The following is a 20,144-nucleotide window of genomic DNA, read 5'->3' on the forward strand; positions in this document are numbered from 1 at the left end:
GATGACGCTTTACACAAAAAAAGATATTGTGCAGCAAGCCCGTGACCTTGCGAAAATGATCTCAGAGACAGAAGAAGTGGATCTTTTCAAACGGGCAGAAGCGCAAATCAATGAAAATGCTAAAGTATCTGGGATTATCAATCAGATCAAAGCCCTGCAAAAGCAAGCCGTCAACTTGAAGCATTATGAGAAGCATGAAGCGTTAAAGCAGACAGAAGCTAAAATTGACGCCTTGCAGGAAGAGCTTGAGGCAATTCCTGTCATTCAGGAGTTCAGGGACTCCCAGATTGAGGTCAACGATCTTTTGCAGCTCGTTGCACACACCATATCCAATCAAGTCACAAATGAAATCATTTCATCAACCGGCGGCGACCTGCTGACAGGAGAAACCGGTTCAAAGGTGAAACATTCAAATAACAGCTGTTCACTCTGACACGGATGCCTTTTTAAAGGCTCCGTGTTTTTTTGTCCAGCTTTAAAGTGAACTAAAGAAACTGCGAACTAAATATTCATCATATGTTCTTTCTCCCTGTCCGTATAAACTTTATAAAACATAAAAGTAAAGTTTCTAGGCGGTCCTGCATACAATGAAACAGAAACTTTGTATTTTTATATTTTATTTATAAAAATGCACACTAGACGAATGCCCAGCATAACATAACACGAAGAAGAACAAGGAGGCATGCCGGAATGTCTGAATACAGGGAAATTATTACGAAGGCAGTTGTAGCGAAAGGCAGAAAATTTACCCAATGCACCAATACCATCTCTCCTTCGCAAAAACCGACCAGCATATTGGGCGGTTGGATCATTAACCACAAGTATGATGCTGAAAAGATCGGAAAAACAGTAGAAATTGAAGGGTATTATGATATAAATGTCTGGTACTCTTACGCGGACAATACGAAAACAGAGGTTGTGACAGAACGGGTTAAATATGTTGATGTCATTAAGCTGAGATACAGAGATAATAACTACTTAGATGATGAGCATGAAGTAATCGCAAAAGTCCTTCAGCAGCCTAATTGTCTTGAGGTGACCATTTCGCCAAATGGAAATAAAATCGTGGTTCAGGCCGAGAGAGAATTTTTGGCAGAGGTCGTCGGGGAGACGAAAGTAGTTGTTGAAGTGAACCCGGATTGGGAAGAGGATGACGAGGAAGATTGGGAAGATGAGCTTGATGAAGAGTTAGAGGATATTAATCCGGAGTTTTTAGTCGGAGATCCGGAAGAATAAAAAAGAGACTAGGGGAGGCAACACCCCAAGTCTCTTTTTTTATATGAGGATATCATTCTTTTTGGCTTTTTGTTTATGTTATAATGAAGTTTGGACAAAATAGAAACGTTGATACATAGTGAGGGATAAATGATGGCAAGTTACACGCCTATGATACAGCAATATTTAAAAATTAAGGCAGAGCACAAGGATGCCTTTTTATTTTTTCGCCTTGGCGATTTTTATGAAATGTTTTTTGATGACGCAAAAAAAGCTTCACAAGAGCTTGAAATTACATTAACAAGCAGGGACGGAGGAGCAGCCGATAAGATACCAATGTGCGGCGTACCTTATCATTCAGCTGCTGCTTACATCGAACAGCTGATCAAAAAAGGATATAAAGTAGCGATTTGTGAACAAACGGAAGATCCAAAAGCAGCAAAGGGAGTCGTAAAACGAGAGGTTGTCCAGCTGATTACGCCGGGAACCGTAATGGACGGCAAAGGCATTCATGAAACTGAAAATAACTTTATCGCCTCTGTTACAGCATTTCCACACGGCTACGGCCTTGCGCTGTCTGATTTAACGACAGGGGAAAATTTAACCGTATTCATCAAACGGATTGAAGATGTGATCTCGGAGATTTATTCAGTCGGAGCAAGAGAAGTAGTCGTCAGCAGCAGCTTGGAGGAGCAGACGGTTGTCCAGCTGAAAGAACGATGCGGCGCGACGATTTCAATCGAAGACGGAGAAACAGATGAGCGCATTGAAATTGCAGAGCAGCTGAAAAGCCAAGAATTGATGAAAACGTTTATGCGTTTGTATACGTATCTCAAGAGAACCCAAAAACGGAGCCTTGATCATCTTCAGTCTGTCCAGGTATATGAGCTTGAAGAAGCAATGAAAATTGATTTGTATTCTAAACGCAATCTGGAACTGACGGAAACCATTCGTTCGAAAAACAAGAAAGGCTCGCTGCTTTGGCTGTTAGATGAGACAAAAACAGCAATGGGCGGAAGGCTGTTAAAGCAGTGGATCGACCGTCCTCTGATCAGAGCCGGCCAGATCGAAGAGCGCCAAGAAATGGTGGAAACACTTATTGCCCATTTATTCGAGCGGGAAGATCTGCGCGAAAGATTAAAGGAAGTGTACGATTTGGAGCGCCTTGCCGGCCGTGTCGCATTTGGCAATGTGAACGCTCGGGACCTAATTCAGCTGAAGGAATCATTAAAACAAGTACCGGCCATCAAAGATCTCGTTGCTTCACTCAACCATAAAATGGCGAAAGAGCGGGCTGAGCGGATTGATCCGTGCGAAGATGTCTTACAGCTGCTTGAAGAAGCGCTGCATGAAAAACCGCCTTTATCGTTAAAAGAAGGCAACCTGATGAAGGACGGCTATAACCAAAAGCTTGATGAATACCGGGATGCCAGCAAAAACGGGAAAGATTGGATCGCCCGGCTGGAACGGCAAGAACGTGAATACACGGGGATTCGTTCTCTGAAGGTCGGTTTCAATAAAGTATTCGGCTATTATATAGAAGTGACAAAAGCGAATTTGCATTTGCTGGAGGACGGGCGCTACGAACGGAAGCAGACATTGACAAACGCCGAGCGCTATATTACGCCGGAGTTAAAAGAAAAAGAAGCACTCATTTTAGAAGCGGAAAACAATATATGCGAGCTTGAGTACGAACTGTTTGCTGAACTTCGTGAAAAAATAAAGATGTACATTCCGCGTTTACAAAAGCTTGCCAAACAGATGAGTGAGCTTGATGCCCTGCAATGCTTTGCCACAATCAGTGAAAACCGCCATTACATAAAACCGGTTTTTTCTGAGGATCATGTGGAAGTCATTGACGGAAGGCATCCGGTCGTTGAAAAAGTAATGGACAGCCAGGAATACGTTCCTAATAACTGCGAGATGGGCGAAAGCAGCCAAATGCTTCTGATTACAGGGCCAAACATGTCCGGGAAAAGCACCTACATGAGACAAATAGCGCTTATCTCTATTTTGGCGCAAATCGGCTGCTTTGTACCTGCGAAAAAAGCGGTCCTTCCGATTTTTGACCAGATTTTCACCCGTATTGGCGCAGCGGATGATTTAATCTCCGGACAAAGCACATTTATGGTGGAAATGCTCGAAGCGAAAAACGCCATTGTTAATGCTACTAAAAATAGCTTGATCCTGTTTGATGAAATCGGCCGGGGCACGTCAACTTATGACGGAATGGCCCTTGCTCAAGCGATTATTGAGTATGTTCATGACCATATCGGCGCAAAAACGCTCTTCAGTACACATTACCATGAGCTGACCGTCCTTGAAGAGAAGCTGTCTCAGCTGAAAAACGTCCATGTCCGTGCAGAGGAATATAATGGAACGGTTGTGTTTCTCCATCAAATTAAAGAGGGCGCCGCTGACAAAAGCTACGGCATTCATGTAGCGCAGCTAGCTGAACTTCCTGATGATTTAATCGCGCGAGCTCAAGATATACTGAAGGAACTCGAAAATACGGGAACCAAACCAGAGCTTCCGGCACAGGAGCCAAAGTCTGCCGTGAAGGAAAAACCTGCACAGCTGTCCTTTTTTGACGAAGGAGAAAAGCCGGCTGAAAAAACAAAGCTGTCCAAAAAAGAAAAACAGGTACTGGATACCTTTAAATCTATAAATTTGCTTGATATGACACCGCTTGAAGCGATGAACGAAATGTACAAGCTGCAAAAGAAATTACAATAGAAAGAGGTGATGTAACTTGGCAAAAGTCATCCAGCTTTCAGATGAGCTCTCAAATAAAATAGCGGCCGGTGAAGTAGTCGAACGGCCTGCTTCAGTCGTGAAGGAGCTTGTAGAAAACGCGATCGACGCTAACAGCACGGTCATTGAAATAGATATAGAGGAAGCGGGCCTTGCTTCCATTCGGGTCCTCGATAACGGAGAAGGAATGGAAAATGAAGATTGCAAGCGGGCCTTCCGCCGCCACGCAACTAGTAAAATCAAAGATGAAAATGACCTGTTCCGCGTGAGAACGCTTGGCTTTCGCGGAGAAGCTTTGCCAAGTATCGCGTCAGTCTCACACCTTGAGATAAAAACGAGCACCGGAGAAGGAGCGGGAACCCAACTTATGCTCCAAGGGGGAAACATCATATCCGAAACCCGGTCCTCAGGTCGAAAAGGAACGGAAATCACGGTTACGAATCTGTTTTTTAACACACCCGCCCGCCTGAAGTATATGAAAACCGTCCATACCGAGCTTGGCAACATAACAGATGTGGTCAACCGAATCGCTTTGGCACATCCGGAGGTCTCCATCCGGCTCCGGCACCAAGGGAAAAACCTGCTGCAAACGAATGGCAACGGTGATGTCCGTCATGTTTTGGCCGCTATTTACGGTATGGCGACAGCTAAAAAAATGGTTCCTCTCCATGTCAGTTCACTGGATTTTGACGTGAAGGGGTATATTGCTCTTCCGGAAATTACCCGGGCATCAAGGAACTACATGTCTTCTGTCGTAAACGGTCGTTACATTAAAAATTTTCCGCTTGTTAAAGCGGTGCATGAAGGTTATCACACTCTCCTGCCGATCGGACGCCATCCGATTACGTTTATCGAGATCACGATGGATCCGATTTTGGTGGATGTGAACGTACATCCATCCAAGCTTGAGGTGCGGCTGAGCAAGGAGACGGAGCTGCATGAACTGATTCGTGATGGAATCAAAGACGTATTTAAACAGCAGCAGCTGATTCCTAGCGCGCAGCTGCCCAAAAAATCAGCACCGGTTATTAAAAACGAGCAGCAATTCATGAATTTTGACACAAGACCTGCCGAGCAGAAGCCGGAAAAAACGTCTGAGCCGTCATACTCACCTATGAAGTTGAGTTCAGTTGTAAAGGAACCTGCAGAAACGGAAGAGGAAATACGCACGGACATTCTGGTGCCTGATCCCCTTATAGAAACAGACCAGGGCGATCACACTGCTTTTGTAGAGCACCAGCCTGAAGCCGCCGAATCCGAACCAGAACTTGTTCAGGAACATTCGCAGTCAGAGCGGGTGCCGATCATGTATCCGATCGGACAAATGCACGGAACGTATATTTTAGCGCAAAACGAAAACGGCTTGTACATCATTGATCAGCATGCGGCGCAAGAGCGCATTAAGTATGAATATTTTCGTGAAAAAGTGGGCGAGGTCGAGCCGGAAGTCCAAGATATGATCGTCCCGCTGACCTTTCACTACTCAACAAACGAAGCACTCATCATTGAACAGCATCAATATGAGCTCGAAAACGTAGGCGTCTTTTTAGAACCATTTGGCTCAAACAGCTATATCGTACGCTGTCATCCGGCCTGGTTTCCCAAGGGAGAGGAAGCCTTGCTGATAGAAGAAATCATCCAGCAGGTGCTTGACTCCAAAAACATCGACATCAAAAAACTGCGGGAAGAAGCGGCCATCATGATGAGCTGTAAAGGCTCTATCAAAGCAAACCGCCACCTGCGCAATGATGAAATCAAAGCTCTGCTGGACGAGCTGCGCGGCACCTCAGACCCATTTACATGCCCGCACGGCCGCCCGATTATCATTCACCATAGCACATATGAGATGGAGAAGATGTTTAAGCGGGTGATGTAGCCGGGGTCTGAGGGGGAGCGGCAAGCCCATTTGGCCACTAAATTTACAACACGCATAAAAAATGCCCACCAGATTTGCGGTGGGCATTTTGTTTTTTAAATTGAGATTTTTGAAGAGTGTCTTCATTCTCTTTCAACCATTCTCTATGGAGTTTTATTCATCCAAGCAGATCTTTAGTTGGTATGTTACTAAAGGCGGGTTTTTGGTAAATCTGTCCTCGCATCAAGCAGGCATTTATTCATGGTTCTTTACATGTTAGTCCGGAGGGATAATAGAATGTAGTCGCCCGTTTTTAATTCCTTTTTCATATTGTATTTTTAAGTTAAAGTGGTTTTAAGTAAGTTATTTCCTGTTTTTTACATATACATATTAACTATTTACTATTGAGCAATTGCTGCAGCCTGTTTAAAATGAGAGCCTTTCTGAAGCTCACATTCATCAACAATTCCGCCTATCGCATGATATTTCTTCGCTTTATCTCCCTTGCTATTTCTATAATTTCCTAAATTCTAAATCGACATTTATGTCGTGCCTTCTCATGATCATAATCTAATCCCAGAACTATATGCTCTCCAAAGATTCGCCCGGTACCTTACGCATTTATAAAGGCTTTATGACATATCAATATTATTGAAAGTTGATGGTTTTCTCGACGGTAAAATCAGTATAGGTAATTTTTGGATTAAATGATAATGCTTTTTAAATAGATACAAAGGAGGCACAAATTTGTCTAGTGATTTGACTGCTGGTGTTTGGATTTATCGAAGCTTTTTAAATCTTACTCAAGAGGTTGATGATTTTAATGAACTTAAGTTCGGGCAAGGGGAGTTGATTTTCGAATATGTCAGTGAACCTGGAACATTGCGGGGACAGTTAGCTTTTCGTTCCTTTCCTCCTAAAGCAGATGATCCTCGACTTGTTTTGTCAGGTTTCAAATATGATGGAAATCCTTATAGTTTAAGGTTTCAAGGTACTGGAGTTAAGGAAACATCAGCTGAAGGATGGGTTTATCAGTATGTTGGTTATTTTATACCTAAATGGCCCGATGGGAAAAGACAAAGGTCAGTTATAGTTGGATCAGTTATTCGTTCAGTTCCACACGATGGCTGTTCGGATGGAATTGTAGGTTCATTTATTGCAGTTCAAAAAGACTTTATTGAACCCAGAAATGTTATACCGCTTCCGAACAACGTTAGGTATCTGCTTGCTTCACGCCATCATAGACTCCACCACGCAGTTTGGCACAGTGTTCGTAACAGATGGTTATCTCTAACTGAAAGCCAAAGACAACAAATTCGCGCCCTTGAATGGCAGCCTGGAGGAATGGAATTTGAACGGCCGTCATTAAGTGAAAAAGGTGATCCTATATTAAACAATAGTTCGGGAGAGGATTTCCTATTTATGCATCGTGAAATGATAAGAGAGGTTCATTCGATGATGACTCACCCCATTAAAGGATGGACTGCTATTCCTGCCCCAGGTTCTTTTATCATTGAGCAGGAGTTTGCTTCATCTCATCCAACTTTTCATCATTCTGGCAACCCAGATGGATTTGCTGTTCCAAAGGCATGGATAAACAATTTAGATGAGGAAACTAATAGGCGGATTAAATATATTAAGACCGATGGATTCTATTGGTCACGCATGAGATGGTGGGATAGAGAATTCAAAAATTCACAATATCTGAGCACCCTTACTCTCGGTGAACTGGGGGCCCTTATTGAATGGTCTGTTCATAATGATATGCATATGCGATGGGCATCAGTTCCGCGTGATCCTTCTACAGGAGAAACGTTGCCTGAGGGGCGTAAAGATAATGATATAGATAAGGTATGGGATACTCCTGACTATGATTTTCTGGGTGATTTTTATTCCTCGCACGTTAATCCGATATTTTGGAGATTACATGGTTGGATTGATGATCGAATAGGAGATTGGTTTCAAGCCCACGAAAAAGCTCATCCTGGAGAAGTCAAACAATCACGTATTAAAGGAGTGCCTTGGTTTAAAAAGGGGAAGTGGGTGCACTCAGAACACCCATGGTCAGGTCCTGCTATGTCAAAACGCGGGCATCATGATATTGAAAAGATGGAAAAAGTCATCTATATTTTATTTGGTGAGCCGACTTATATGCAAGAAGTTCCAAATGGGAAAGTGCGTTTTACATGGTTTTAATTTTTTTGATTCTGGATTCACTAAACATTCAGAACAAGTGCAAGACCAAAATATTTCAATACAAACTTAACATCTGTAAAATCTTTTATGCGTTGTTGAAGGCAATATAATAATACTTAGTAGCAAGTCATTCCTAGCTCAAATATTAAAGATAGGGCAGAAAGGAGAAAGTTGTTACATTCAAACAAAATTATTGAGAAAAATAAGAAATAACTTGTGTGTTTTATATCTTATTTGATTGTGAACTAAGAAACCTAAAAGACATCGGCCGAGGCTTTTGTCAAAAAAACAATCGGACTGACGACAGGTCTCAGGCTTTTCCTTTTTTCGGCCAAATAAAATAGCTGATTGTAATAATGGCATCAATGCCTAAAACAATTGTCCACAACTTTAAGATTCCGCTTAATGCCTCAGTTCGAGAAGGGTCATTTATAAAATAAATCATTCCGACTAACAGCCCGGCGCCAATCAGATAAGCGAGTGCGTGTCTTACGAGGCTTTTGGCATAATGTTTTGCAAAATCCATTCCGAACCGCTTAACCGGTTTTGTGCCTTGTTTGTTCACGTAATACTGAAAACGTTCATCAGCCCATTGGATCATACTTTTTCCGAACGCAACCGATATGCCGATGTACACCGCTGCTATGGCATGCGCTTGAGTTGCTGCAGCCCCGCGATATAAATCAACACTTGTCGTTACTAACAAAATGAGATCTATTACCGGGGTTAAAGCTAAAAGAAGAAACCCCAGCTTATCTCGCTTGAACACATATCGTGTCACTAACCCTAATGCAATGACAACCCAAAATGCAATTTCACAGCCGATAATCATCCATACTACAATATTCAACGTGTTTTCTCCCTCATTTCAATACTTCTGTATGATGTAAAAATATTTTAGCATTCGCATTTAAATAATACAACTGTATTATAAAATTGCGTTGTGATTTTTCTTTTGATAAAATGGAATCATGCCAAAACGAATTGATCACGAGAAAAGAAGAAAACAAATTGCAGAGGCGGCTTGGCGAGTTATTTTAGAACGGGGTATGGAAGGAGCGACAGTGAGAAATATTGCGGAGGAAGCAGAACTTTCATTAGGTGCATTGCGCCATTATTTTTCAACACAAGATGAACTGCTCGTTTATGCGATGAAACTCGTTAAAGAAAAAGCGGCAGCCAGAATAAATGAAATCGCTCTGCAAGACTTGCCTCCGAAAGAAAAAATATTAAACATATTGCTTGAAATTGTGCCGACGGATGATGAAACGAGGGCAGAAATGGAAGTCTGGTTTGCCTTTACAGCCTATTTCAGGCATAAGGAAACGGTGTATGACGCCCAGCATGACGGAATTTTTATCGCCATGCGAAAGCTCATTGACTATTTAGATCAGTTTCATCTGCTGCAGAACCATCTTGATAAAGAAATCGAAACAGAAAAGCTGTACGCTTTAATTGATGGGTTGGCATTACATGCGATGCTTGAGCCTGAGCGTGTTAATAAAAAACGAATCGAACGCGTATTAATTCAGCATCTGCATTCTATTTGTGCTGATGAATGAAACGGGCGGTTTTGAAATCCCGTTCGGCGTCGATAAAAGTGAAAAGAAAAGCTATTCTTTCTGAACATGCTGCTGAAAGGATAGCTTTTTTTATTTGTTTTTTGATCTTTGTATTGGAATTATGTCTATGAATGCTTCTGATACGATATGAGAATAAATGATTGAAAAATGGAAAAACAACATTTCATTTGGTAAAGTGGGGATGGAAAGCATCCAGCGTCAGACGGAGATCTGCTCTGGTCCATAAGAGAGAATCGCCATCTGAAACGAAAACATAATATTGATAGGAATGATGACAATGAAGCTTACTTATGAAGTACACCAAATCAAAACATCTCATCACATGTGGACCAACTATTGTTACATTATTGCAGATCATGTCAGCGGATCTGCAATAGTTGTTGACCCTTCATGGGAACTGAGTAAAATAACAAATAAATTGGATGAATTGGAAGTAGATTTGTCAGCTATCCTGTTAACTCACTCCCATTATGACCACGTAAACTTGGTGGAACCGTTATTGAAGCTGTTTAATCCCGATGTTTATATGTCAAAAAAAGAGATAGACTTCTATCAATTCAATTGCAGAAATTTAATTGCGCTGAATGATAATCAAACCATCAGCATAGGGAATACAGAAGGGCGGTGCTTGCTTACGCCAGGCCATACAGCGGGAGGGATGTGTTATCTGTTTCCGGAAAGTATATTTACCGGGGATACGGTGTTTACAGAAGGCTGCGGTATATGTGAGGATCATGGCAGTTCTGCCTCAGATATGTTCGAAAGCATTCAAAGGATCAAATCTGAAGTATCACCTGATGTACACGTTTACCCGGGTCACTCATTTGGTAAAGAACCGGGTCACATCATAAAAGAACTTTTTAAGCATAATATCTATTTTCAAATTGACAAAAAAGAATACTTTGTGAAATTTCGTACCAGAAAAAATCAAAAAGGCATATTTGATTTCAAATAAGCGGCTCTTCATGACTGATTATAAATGAAACAAATAGCCTATTTTTCTTCTTTCGGTCAAATGATAGTTGGATTCAAAAAATGATTACATAGCCGTATAGGGTTTGCGGGTCCGTTCACCGTGATAAGATGAAGCGCTTTGTGATGATATTTTGCTGTAAAAACAAAATGGGTCATTTCGCCTGCATTCACTATGTTTCATGAGCCATTATACCGTCCTGGGAAAATGTAGGGGTTAAGTTGTGTAAGCTGTAGGAAAAATTAACTTGACGGAGAATATTTACAGGGTTACCATCAACTTGGACATGCTTCTTTTTATTCGGGTAATATACAAATTTTAATATCGTAAGCCAGTATTTAAATCATCGGTAAGTGGAAAGGGTGGCTTTAGAAGATGATCACATATGTTTTTCCTGGACAGGGTTCACAGCAGCAGGGAATGGGCAGTGAGCTGTTTGATGAATTTAAAGAACTGACGGCACAGGCAGATGAGATGTTAGGATATTCGATTAAACGGCTTTGCGTAGAAAACCCTTATTCTAATTTGAACAAGACCCAATTCACACAGCCTGCATTATATGTTGTGAACGCATTAAGCTACCTGAAAAAAACTCAACATTCAGATAAAAAACCCGATTTTGTTGCAGGCCACAGTTTAGGAGAATACAATGCTCTGTTTGCAGCGGAAGTATTTGATTTTGAGACCGGTTTAAAGCTTGTCAGAAAAAGAGGCGAGTTGATGAGCATGGTGAGCAACGGCGGCATGGCAGCTATTATGGGACTGAATGAAGAACAGGTATCACAAGCTTTAAAAGAAAATCATTTACATACGATTGACATTGCTAATGTAAACGCCCCTTATCAGATTGTGATTTCAGGGAAAAAAGAAGATATAGAAAAAGCCGCACCCGTTTTTGAAGCAATCAAAGATGTGACAAGGTTTCTCCCTTTAAACGTCAGTGGTGCGTTTCATTCCAGGTACATGAGTAAAGCGAAACAAGAGTTTGAACAGTTTCTAGATACATTTCATTTTTCTTCATTGTCCATTCCGGTCATTTCCAATGTTTTTGCCCGGCCTTACAAACAAGAACAGATCAAACTTACATTGGCAGACCAAATAGACCATTCAGTTAAATGGACGGAAAGTGTACATTATTTAATTGGAAAAGGCCAAATGGAGTTTGAGGAAATAGGACCGGGACATGTATTAACCGGATTAATCCACCGCATTAAGAAAGACGGGGAACCTTTGTCACGTTAATAGGGATTTTAGCTGAGGGATTTAGTCATTTTTTTATTCGTAAACAGGAAAAAAAGGTCCTTTCTTTACATTTGGAGTCAAAAGTATGATGAATTCATGGTTCGATTGACACTATTAAAAAAGGACAATCTTATATAATGTTACACATAATGAGGCTGATAAAACGGCCCGTTCTTTAATGGACATTTGCACTACATTCGATGAGGCTATTATATTTGCTCAAAAGCAAACCATCGTTACCATCCAAACACACTCCCATTCATTTAACCGACCTACTTACACTATCGAAACGATGTCTTTGCTTATGCCATTGACAATGTACAACAATTTTGAGATTTCATTCATTTTTACACTTCATGATCACTTCATAATACGCTGCAAAGAATAATAAGGATACATCCTGATGAAGACAATTATGGGATTTTTAAGTTCTTCTTTCATTTTATATTCAAATTTTTTAATCAGCTGGGCCAATAAAATAAACAAGTATGACGCAGGAACTTCTGCGTACATCATAAAAAAGAAGGTTAGGCCAATGAGTGAACCAATTGTTTTTATGTTTTCTGGACAAGGCTCACAGTATTATCATATGGGGCAGAAATTGTTCAGTGAAAACACTGCATTTCGAAATTGCTTGCTTAACATGGATGCAATCGTTACCCGGCGAATCGGCAAGTCAATCTTAAGTGAAATGTACAATCCGGCTAAACGGATGTCAGATCCTTTTGATCGCACCCTCTATACACATCCCGCTATCTTTATGGTTGAGTATGCCTTATATCAGGTTTTATTCGAAAAAGGAATCCAGCCTGATTATGTATTGGGGACAAGCTTAGGAGAATTCACTTCTGCTGCTGTTTCCGGCGTCTTAGATGCAGAAGATGCAATGGAATGCATACTGGAACAGGCGATAATAATGGAAGAGCATTGCCGTGAAGGGAGTATGTTGGCTATACTCGATCATCCGCAATTATATAATGAATTTCCGCAGATTTTTGATCAGAGTGAACTCACTTCCGTTAATTATCATTCACACTTTGTCGTTTCAGGAGAAAATGAAAAGATAAAGATGATCATCAATTTTCTAAAGGAGAAACATATCACCCACCAGCTGCTGCCGGTATCATATGGATTTCATTCTTCACTTATGGATCCGGCAGAAAGAACATATAAAGAATTTCTAAGATCGAAATCTTTTAAGAGCCCTTCAATACCCTACATATCTAGCTTATCAGGAGACAGAGTTACTGAAATTGATCACTATTTTTTCTGGGATACGGTAAGAAAACCTATCCAATTTCCTCAAGCCATTCATTATTTGGAAAGTCGGCATACATGCCGGTTCATAGATTTAGGACCTTCCGGGACGCTGGCTGCGTTTGCAAAACAGCTGATTTCTGAAGATTCAGGGAGCCGCTGCAGCTCTATCATCACACCATTTCAACAGGAGCTGAAAAATCTGGAGACGGTTGAGAATTTACTGAAACTAGAAAGGAAGTAAAACTGGATGACTACATATGTTTTTCCTGGTCAGGGCTCCCAGCAAAAAGGCATGGGTCAGGGGCTCTTTGAGCATTATCAGCATTTGACGGACCAAGCTGATCACATATTGGGGTATTCAATAAAAAAACTTTGCACGGAAAAAGGCTATTTAGATATAAACCAGACTCAATTCACTCAACCTGCTTTATACGTTGTAAATGCGTTCAGCTACCTTCAAAGAGTCGAAGAAACCGGCAAGAAACCGGATTTTGCGGCCGGGCATAGCTTAGGGGAGTACAATGCGTTATTCGCCGCGGGAGCATTTGATTTTGGCACTGGATTAAAGCTGGTTAAAAAAAGAGGAGATCTGATGGGCCGAATTACCGGAGGCGGAATGGCAGCGGTGATCGGTCTGCATAAGGAACAAGTAGCAGAAGTTTTGCGTGAACACCATTTACATACGATTGATGTGGCAAACATGAATACTTCTCATCAAATCGTTATTTCAGGACAAAAACAAGATATCGAAAAAGCGGGTTCTGTTTTTGAATCAATCAAAGACGTTAAGCTGTTTCACCCCTTAAACGTAAGCGGAGCTTTTCATTCCAGATATATGGATGAAGCCAAGCGTGAATTTGACCAATTTGTTGATACATTCCATTTCAATCCTTTGTCTTTCCCTGTAATTTCCAACGTCTATGCACAGCCCTATATAGAGGAAAAGTTAAAAGAGACATTATCCCAGCAAATGAACAGCACGGTTAAATGGAATGAAAGTATTCGTTTTTTAATGGGACGGGGAGAAACGGAATTCGAAGAAATCGGGCCTGGAAAGGTATTAACCGGTTTAATTCAGCGTATTCAAAAGGAAGAGGCGCCGATAACAGATAGGAACGAAAATGTCCGCTCGGCAGAACATAAAGGTCATCCGGATACATTGAAGGGGAACGCGCCAGGCCGCTCGCCGTCCGACCGGCAGCACGGGTTATTGAACAATCAAAGTGAGGCTGATTTACATTCGTCAAGTACAACAGAGAAGATTACCGCATTTTCCCTCGGAAGTGCAGAGTTTAAAGAAGATTATAACCTGACATACGCTTACCTGGCTGGCGGAATGTACCGCGGAATCGCTTCAGAAAAAATGGTAGTGAATTTGGCAAGAGCGGGAATGATGGGCTTCTTTGGTACAGGCGGTTTGAAACTGAGTCAGATTGAGGAAGCCATTGTGTCTATCCAAAGTGAATTAACGCAAGAACAAGCTTACGGCATAAATGTGGTGCACAATATGAAACATCCTGAAACAGAAGATAAAATAATTGACCTGTTAATAAAGCGTGGCGTCAGAAATTTGGAAGCTTCTGCATTTTTAAGTGTCACTCCCGCTTTAGTGAGGTTTCGTGCAAAAGGACTGATGCGCGGTCCAAACGGCAAAGTGATATCGGTGAATCGTATCATAGCAAAATTATCAAGGCCTGAGGTTGCGGAATCCTTTCTAAGTCCTGCACCGGAGAGTATTCTTCAAAAACTTTTGGCAGAAAACAAAATTACGCCTGAGGAAGCTGTCCTATTGAAAGAAATCCCTGCGGCAAACGACATTTGTGTGGAAGCAGACTCCGGCGGCCATACCGATGGCGGCGTTGCTTACAGTTTAATGCCCGCGATGACATTATTAAGGAAAGAAATGATGGAAAAGTACCGCTATCATAAGAAAATACGAGTTGGAGCGGCAGGGGGGATCGGAACGCCTGAAGCGGCGATGGCTGCTTTTATGCTGGGTGCTGACTTTATTTTGACCGGCTCGATTAATCAATGTACGGCGGAGGCTTCAACAAGTGACAGGGTGAAAGATTTATTGCAGCAAATCAATGTGCAGGATACGGTATATGCACCGGCAGGGGATATGTTCGAATCGGGCAGCAAAGTGCAAGTGTTGAAGAAAGGTGTGTTTTTTCCGGCACGAGCCAACAAATTACATGACTTATATCAGCGATATGACTCATTAAGCGATATTGACCAAAAGACCTTAACTCAAATTGAGGAAAAATATTTTAAACGCAGTATAGATCAAGTCTATGAAGATATTAAATCATACCAGCCGCTGAAAGAGATTGAGAAGGCTGAACGGAACCCAAAACATAAGATGGCTTTGGTATTCAGATGGTATTTTAGGTACAGCTCTGACCTTGCTATCAGAGGAAGCAGAGAGTCTAAGGTAGATTATCAGATTCACTGCGGCCCGGCATTAGGAGCCTTTAATCAATGGGTAAAAGGAACAGAACTAGAAAACTGGCGAAACCGCCATGCCGGTGAAATAGGGGAAAAGTTGATGACGGAGACGGCACAATTACTTAATGCCAAAATTCAATCGCTTTTTCAATCGGCACTTTAAATGGCCTGATGTTTCCAAGAATAAAAGTTTGAATTTTTGTAAAAATACTCTTGACAAACTGTCTGATTATGTATGTTCCGCAATAAAATAGCAGAATTTGCATGTAGATCACATGCAAGGAGAAAGGACAAATACGTGATGAATAAACAGAGAATTTTTGAAGTGCTGGTAACGAATATTTGCGAGGTTCTTCCTGAGTTAGACGGGCATCGTTTTGAGCCTGATGATCGTTTAGTTGAGTTAGGAGCAGATTCAGTTGACCGGGCTGAAATCATAACCATGGTGTTGGAAGAATTATCATTAAAAATACCTCGTGTAGAGCTGTCGGGTGTGAAAAACATCGGCGAATTAACTGAGGTGCTTTATGAAAAACTACAATCCGTCTGAGGTGGTTGTGACAGGTGTCGGTATAACCGCATCGATCGGCCAGGGAAAAGAGGCATTTTCCTCTTCTTTAATGTCCGCCAGGCATGCCTTTGGTGTCATGAAGCGCCCCGGCAGACAAAAAGACAGCCAATTTATAGGAGCTGAAATACCTTTATTATCTTACCCGGAGCGCCTTTCGAAAAAGCTGCTCAGAAAAGCATCCTTTTCTAGCCAGGCGGCCTTGGTTACTCTCTCAGAAGCTTGGGAGGAGGCAAAATTGGATGATGCCGATCCTGCGCGTATTGGATTGGTAGCAGGAGGATCAAACTTTCAGCAGAGAGAGATTTTGCAAGTTTATGAGAAGTATAAAGACCGTGTCGGTTTTATTCCGCCGACCTATGGGTTGTCTTTCATGGATAGTGACCTCTGCGGATTATGTACAGATCAGTTCGGGATAGAAGGGTTAGCATATACGGCAGGGGGAGCTTCTGCGAGCGGTCAGTTAGCGGTTATTCAAGCCATTCAACAAGTCCTGTCTGGTCAGGTTGATGTTTGTATTGCGCTGGGGGCATTAATGGATATTTCTTATATGGAATGTCAGGCATTCAGGGCTTTGGGCGCTATGGGAACGGATCGCTATGCTGATGAGCCGGAAAAGGCGTGCCGTCCTTTTGATCAAAACAGAGATGGATTTATTTATGGAGAATCCTGCGGCGCATTGGTGATCGAACGCAAGGATACGGCTGTCCGCCGTGGTGCAAAACCCTATGCCGCATTGTCAGGCTGGTCCATCAAAATAGACGGAAACCGGAATCCGAATCCTTCATTAGAAGGAGAGGTGCATGTCATTCAGGAAGCATTGGAGCAGGCGAAGCTGTCACCGGAAGAAATTGATTATATTAATCCCCATGGCACGGGGTCTTTAATTGGAGATGAGATTGAACTGAAGGCGCTCCATGCTTGTCAGCTCACTCATGCCTACATAAATGCAACCAAATCGATCATTGGGCATGGGCTCAGTGCGGCAGGCATTGTTGAAATCATTTCTGTTTTGCTGCAAATGAAAGAATCCTGTCTTCACCCAAGCCGAAATTTAGATCATCCTATAGATCAATCCTTACATTGGGTAAAAGATAAATCAATTTCACATGACATAAGAAATGCTTTGAGCTTAAGCATGGGCTTTGGGGGAATAAACACAGCTGTTTGTATCCAAAACAATGAGAAATGTGGAGGCGAATCATAATGGTTTCAGCCGGAATAGAAGCGATGAATGTCTTTGGCGGAACGGCATACTTAGATGTGATGCAATTAGCCAAATACCGAGATTTAGATACTGCCAGATTTGAAAACTTATTAATGAAGGAAAAAGCTGTAGCGCTGCCTTATGAGGACCCTGTTACTTTTGGTGTGAATGCGGCGAAACCGATTATTGATTCATTGACGGAAGCAGAGAAAGATCGGATTGAATTGCTGATCACCTGTTCAGAATCCGGCATCGACTTTGGCAAATCGTTAAGCACCTATATGCATCAATATTTAGGGCTGAATCGCAATTGCCGTTTGTTTGAAATTAAACAAGCCTGTTATTCAGGGACTGCCGGTTTTCAGATGGCGGTTAATTTTATTTTATCCCAGACCTCCCCGGGAGCAAAAGCGCTGGTCATTGCCAGTGATATTTCCCGTTTTTTAATCGCTGAAGGCGGAGACGCATTAAGTGAAGATTGGTCGTACGCTGAACCGAGTGCAGGAGCGGGAGCGGTGGCTGTTTTAGTAGGAGAGAACCCCGCCGTATTTCAAGCAGATGCAGGGGCAAACGGATATTATGGCTATGAAGTAATGGATACGTGCCGTCCCATTCCTGACAGTGAGGCGGGGGATGCCGATTTGTCATTAATGTCGTATTTGGATTGCTGTGAACAAACATTCTTAGAATATCAAAACCGTGTGCCCGGTGCCGATTATCAAAACACTTTCCAATATCTCGCCTATCACACTCCTTTTGGCGGAATGGTTAAAGGAGCGCATCGCACCATGATGCGTAAAATGGCAAAAGCAAAGAGTGCGGAGATTGAATCAGATTTTCTGCAACGGGTAAAGCCTGGCTTGGACTACTGTCAAAGGGTCGGGAACATCATGGGGGCTGCCGTGCTTCTGGCATTGGCGAGCACCATTGATCAAGGGCAATTTGATTCGCCAAAACGAATTGGCTGTTTTTCCTACGGATCCGGCTGCTGTTCTGAATTTTTCAGCGGAATTATAACGCCGCAAGGCCAAGAACGCCAGCGGCTGTTTGAAATCGAAAAGCATTTAAACAGTCGGTATCAGTTATCTATGGAGGAATATGAGGTGTTATTTAAGGGAAGCGGACTGGTCCGATTCGGGACGCGTAATGTAAAGCTGGATTTTGAGATGATTCCCGGAGTGCTAGATTCTAATAAAGGGACACCGCGATTGTATTTGGAGGAGATTTCTGAATTTCATCGCAAATACAGGTGGATTTCGTGACATATCAAACGATAAAGGTCCGGTTTCATGAGTCAATTTGTTACATAACATTTTATCGTCCGGAAGCAAATAACACGATAAATGACAGGTTAATAGAAGAATGTTTACATGCGCTTGAGCAATGTGAAACGACGGTTACAGTTGTCGTATTAGAAGGACTTCCAGAGGTATTCTGTTTCGGGGCGGATTTTCAAGAGATTTACCAGGAGATAAAACGCGGCAGAAAAGATGCACATTCACCAGAGCCTCTATACGATTTGTGGCTGAAACTGCAGACGGGTCCCTTTATCACAGTTTCTCATGTTCGAGGAAAAGTGAATGCCGGAGGTCTCGGGTTTGTGGCTGCCAGTGATATTGTCATAGCGGATGAAACAGCGACATTCAGCTTGTCAGAACTGTTATTTGGGCTCTTTCCCGCTTGTGTTTTACCGTTTCTGATTCGCCGGGTCGGCTGCCAAAAAGCACATTATATGACATTGATGACAAAGCCGATTCTTGTTCACCAGGCCCGTGAATGGGGATTGGTAGATGACTGTGACCAGCAAAGCGAAATTTTGCTGAGAAAGCATTTATTGCGTCTGCGGCGGTTGAATAAAGCGGGAATCACCCGTTATAAACATTATATGAACTCACTGAATGACCTTGTTTATCGTTCAAAATCGCTGGCATTGGCGGAGAATCAAGACATGTTTTCAAATCCTCAAAACCAAATGGGGATTTTAAGGTACGCAGAAACGGGACAATTTCCATGGGAGGGCCAATAGTCTGCTTGATACGTGATGTGAAAACCAGAAACAGTCAGGAGGAAACAATGCTGCATTCTGTAGTAGAGTTACTTGAAATCGAGCCAAATATTATTCAGGTGAAGATGCAGGACCGTGTTCATAAAAACGCGTTTTCACAAGAGCTGACAGACGGATTGATAAAGGCGTTTGATATTATAGGTCAATCGACCTGCAAAGCAGTCATTTTAACCGGCTATGACAATTATTTTGCATCAGGCGGAACGCAAGAAGGGCTGTTGAGAATCCAGCAGGGAATCACCAAGTTCACTGATGATAATCTTTATTCTCTCGCACTTGATTGTAAGGTTCCTGTCATCGCGGCGATGCAGGGCCATGGAATTGGCGGCGGCTTTGTCATGGGGCTGTTTGCTGACTTTATTGTTCTAAGCAGGGAGAGTGTCTATACAACGAATTTTATGAAATATGGTTTTACTCCGGGAATGGGTGCGACCTTCATCGTTCCTCAAAAATTGGGGTTCAGTTTGTCGCAGGAATTATTGATGAACGCCGGTAATTACCGCGGCGCAGACCTTGAAAAAAGAGGAGTTCCCTTTAAAGTTCTTCCTCGCCAAGAAGTGTTGCACCATGCATTGGAATTGGCGCGCGAGCTGGCGGAAAAGCCGAGAAACTCGTTGATAACATTAAAAGATCATTTGGTTGCGCCGCTTCGTGCACAGCTTCCCCGTGTAATTGAACAGGAGCTCGTGATGCATGAGAAAACATTCCATCAGGAAGAAGTAAAAGCGAGAATCACCGGGTTGTATGGATATTAACTGAGATTAAACGATAGGTGCGT

The 20,144-nt window shown here is 42.3% G+C and carries 16 protein-coding genes; 15 read left to right on the forward strand and 1 reads right to left on the reverse strand.

Annotated elements, in window-relative coordinates; translation table 11 throughout:
• Position 1: 1 nt before the first annotated feature.
• The 5 genes from AAHT65_RS15940 (at position 2) to AAHT65_RS15960 (ending at position 8,020) form a co-directional block, all read left to right on the forward strand.
• Positions 2-433 (forward strand): RicAFT regulatory complex protein RicA family protein, encoded by a 432-nt coding sequence (locus tag AAHT65_RS15940; RefSeq protein WP_003328857.1) that lies wholly within the window; start codon positions 2-4, stop codon positions 431-433.
• 257 nt (positions 434-690) lie between these two features.
• Positions 691-1,236, forward strand: a complete 546-nt coding sequence (gene cotE / locus AAHT65_RS15945) for an outer spore coat protein CotE (protein ID WP_003328856.1) — start codon at positions 691-693, stop codon at positions 1,234-1,236.
• A 132-nt stretch (positions 1,237-1,368) separates the two neighbouring features.
• A complete protein-coding gene (gene mutS / locus AAHT65_RS15950; protein ID WP_343311547.1) occupies positions 1,369-3,951 on the forward strand; it encodes a DNA mismatch repair protein MutS in 2,583 nt (860 codons plus the stop codon).
• A gap of 16 nt (positions 3,952-3,967) precedes the next feature.
• Positions 3,968-5,845 carry a DNA mismatch repair endonuclease MutL gene (gene mutL / locus AAHT65_RS15955; protein ID WP_343310488.1) on the forward strand — a complete coding sequence of 626 codons (1,878 nt, stop codon included), beginning with the start codon at positions 3,968-3,970 and terminating at the stop codon, positions 5,843-5,845.
• 726 nt (positions 5,846-6,571) lie between these two features.
• Positions 6,572-8,020: a hypothetical protein gene (locus tag AAHT65_RS15960; RefSeq protein WP_343310489.1), complete on the forward strand. Its 1,449-nt coding sequence runs from the start codon at positions 6,572-6,574 to the stop codon at positions 8,018-8,020.
• Positions 8,021-8,330: 310 nt separating this feature from the next.
• On the opposite strand, the gene AAHT65_RS15965 is transcribed toward AAHT65_RS15960, so the two are convergent.
• Positions 8,331-8,870, reverse strand: a complete 540-nt coding sequence (locus tag AAHT65_RS15965; RefSeq protein WP_343310490.1) for a hypothetical protein — start codon at positions 8,868-8,870, stop codon at positions 8,331-8,333.
• A 121-nt stretch (positions 8,871-8,991) separates the two neighbouring features.
• Here AAHT65_RS15965 and AAHT65_RS15970 point away from each other — a divergent pair, with 121 nt between their 5' ends.
• From AAHT65_RS15970 to AAHT65_RS16015, 10 genes are all read left to right on the forward strand, one after another.
• Positions 8,992-9,582, forward strand: coding sequence for a TetR/AcrR family transcriptional regulator (locus AAHT65_RS15970; RefSeq protein ID WP_003328851.1), 591 nt, complete (start codon positions 8,992-8,994; stop codon positions 9,580-9,582).
• Positions 9,583-9,880: 298 nt separating this feature from the next.
• The gene (locus AAHT65_RS15975; protein ID WP_063637702.1) at positions 9,881-10,558 is read left to right on the forward strand and encodes an MBL fold metallo-hydrolase; all 678 of its coding nucleotides are present in this window, start codon (positions 9,881-9,883) and stop codon (positions 10,556-10,558) included.
• Positions 10,559-10,951: 393 nt separating this feature from the next.
• Positions 10,952-11,818, forward strand: coding sequence for an ACP S-malonyltransferase (gene fabD, locus AAHT65_RS15980; RefSeq protein WP_151290816.1), 867 nt, complete (start codon positions 10,952-10,954; stop codon positions 11,816-11,818).
• 535 nt (positions 11,819-12,353) lie between these two features.
• On the forward strand, positions 12,354-13,319 hold the full coding sequence (locus tag AAHT65_RS15985) for an acyltransferase domain-containing protein (RefSeq protein WP_010788663.1): 966 nt from the start codon (positions 12,354-12,356) through the stop codon (positions 13,317-13,319).
• Positions 13,320-13,325: 6 nt separating this feature from the next.
• Positions 13,326-15,689, forward strand: coding sequence for an ACP S-malonyltransferase (gene fabD / locus AAHT65_RS15990; protein ID WP_343310491.1), 2,364 nt, complete (start codon positions 13,326-13,328; stop codon positions 15,687-15,689).
• Between the two features lie 138 nt (positions 15,690-15,827).
• Complete coding sequence (locus tag AAHT65_RS15995) at positions 15,828-16,076, forward strand: acyl carrier protein (RefSeq protein WP_088118478.1); 249 nt, start codon at positions 15,828-15,830, stop codon at positions 16,074-16,076.
• Positions 16,054-17,301, forward strand: a complete 1,248-nt coding sequence (locus AAHT65_RS16000; protein WP_343310492.1) for a beta-ketoacyl synthase N-terminal-like domain-containing protein — start codon at positions 16,054-16,056, stop codon at positions 17,299-17,301. Before AAHT65_RS15995 ends, AAHT65_RS16000 begins: the two co-directional genes overlap by 23 nt.
• Entirely contained in the window at positions 17,301-18,563 is a 1,263-nt protein-coding gene (locus tag AAHT65_RS16005; protein WP_010788667.1) for a hydroxymethylglutaryl-CoA synthase family protein, read from the forward strand. Before AAHT65_RS16000 ends, AAHT65_RS16005 begins: the two co-directional genes overlap by 1 nt.
• The gene (locus tag AAHT65_RS16010; protein ID WP_094232054.1) at positions 18,551-19,327 is read left to right on the forward strand and encodes an enoyl-CoA hydratase/isomerase; all 777 of its coding nucleotides are present in this window, start codon (positions 18,551-18,553) and stop codon (positions 19,325-19,327) included. The genes AAHT65_RS16005 and AAHT65_RS16010 overlap by 13 nt, the downstream gene beginning before the upstream one ends.
• 47 nt (positions 19,328-19,374) lie before the next feature.
• On the forward strand, positions 19,375-20,121 hold the full coding sequence (locus AAHT65_RS16015) for a polyketide synthase (protein WP_010788669.1): 747 nt from the start codon (positions 19,375-19,377) through the stop codon (positions 20,119-20,121).
• Positions 20,122-20,144: the final 23 nt, after the last annotated feature.

Origin of the sequence: Bacillus atrophaeus (assembly GCF_039519175.1) — a bacterium.
Classification (GTDB): domain Bacteria; phylum Bacillota; class Bacilli; order Bacillales; family Bacillaceae; genus Bacillus; species Bacillus atrophaeus.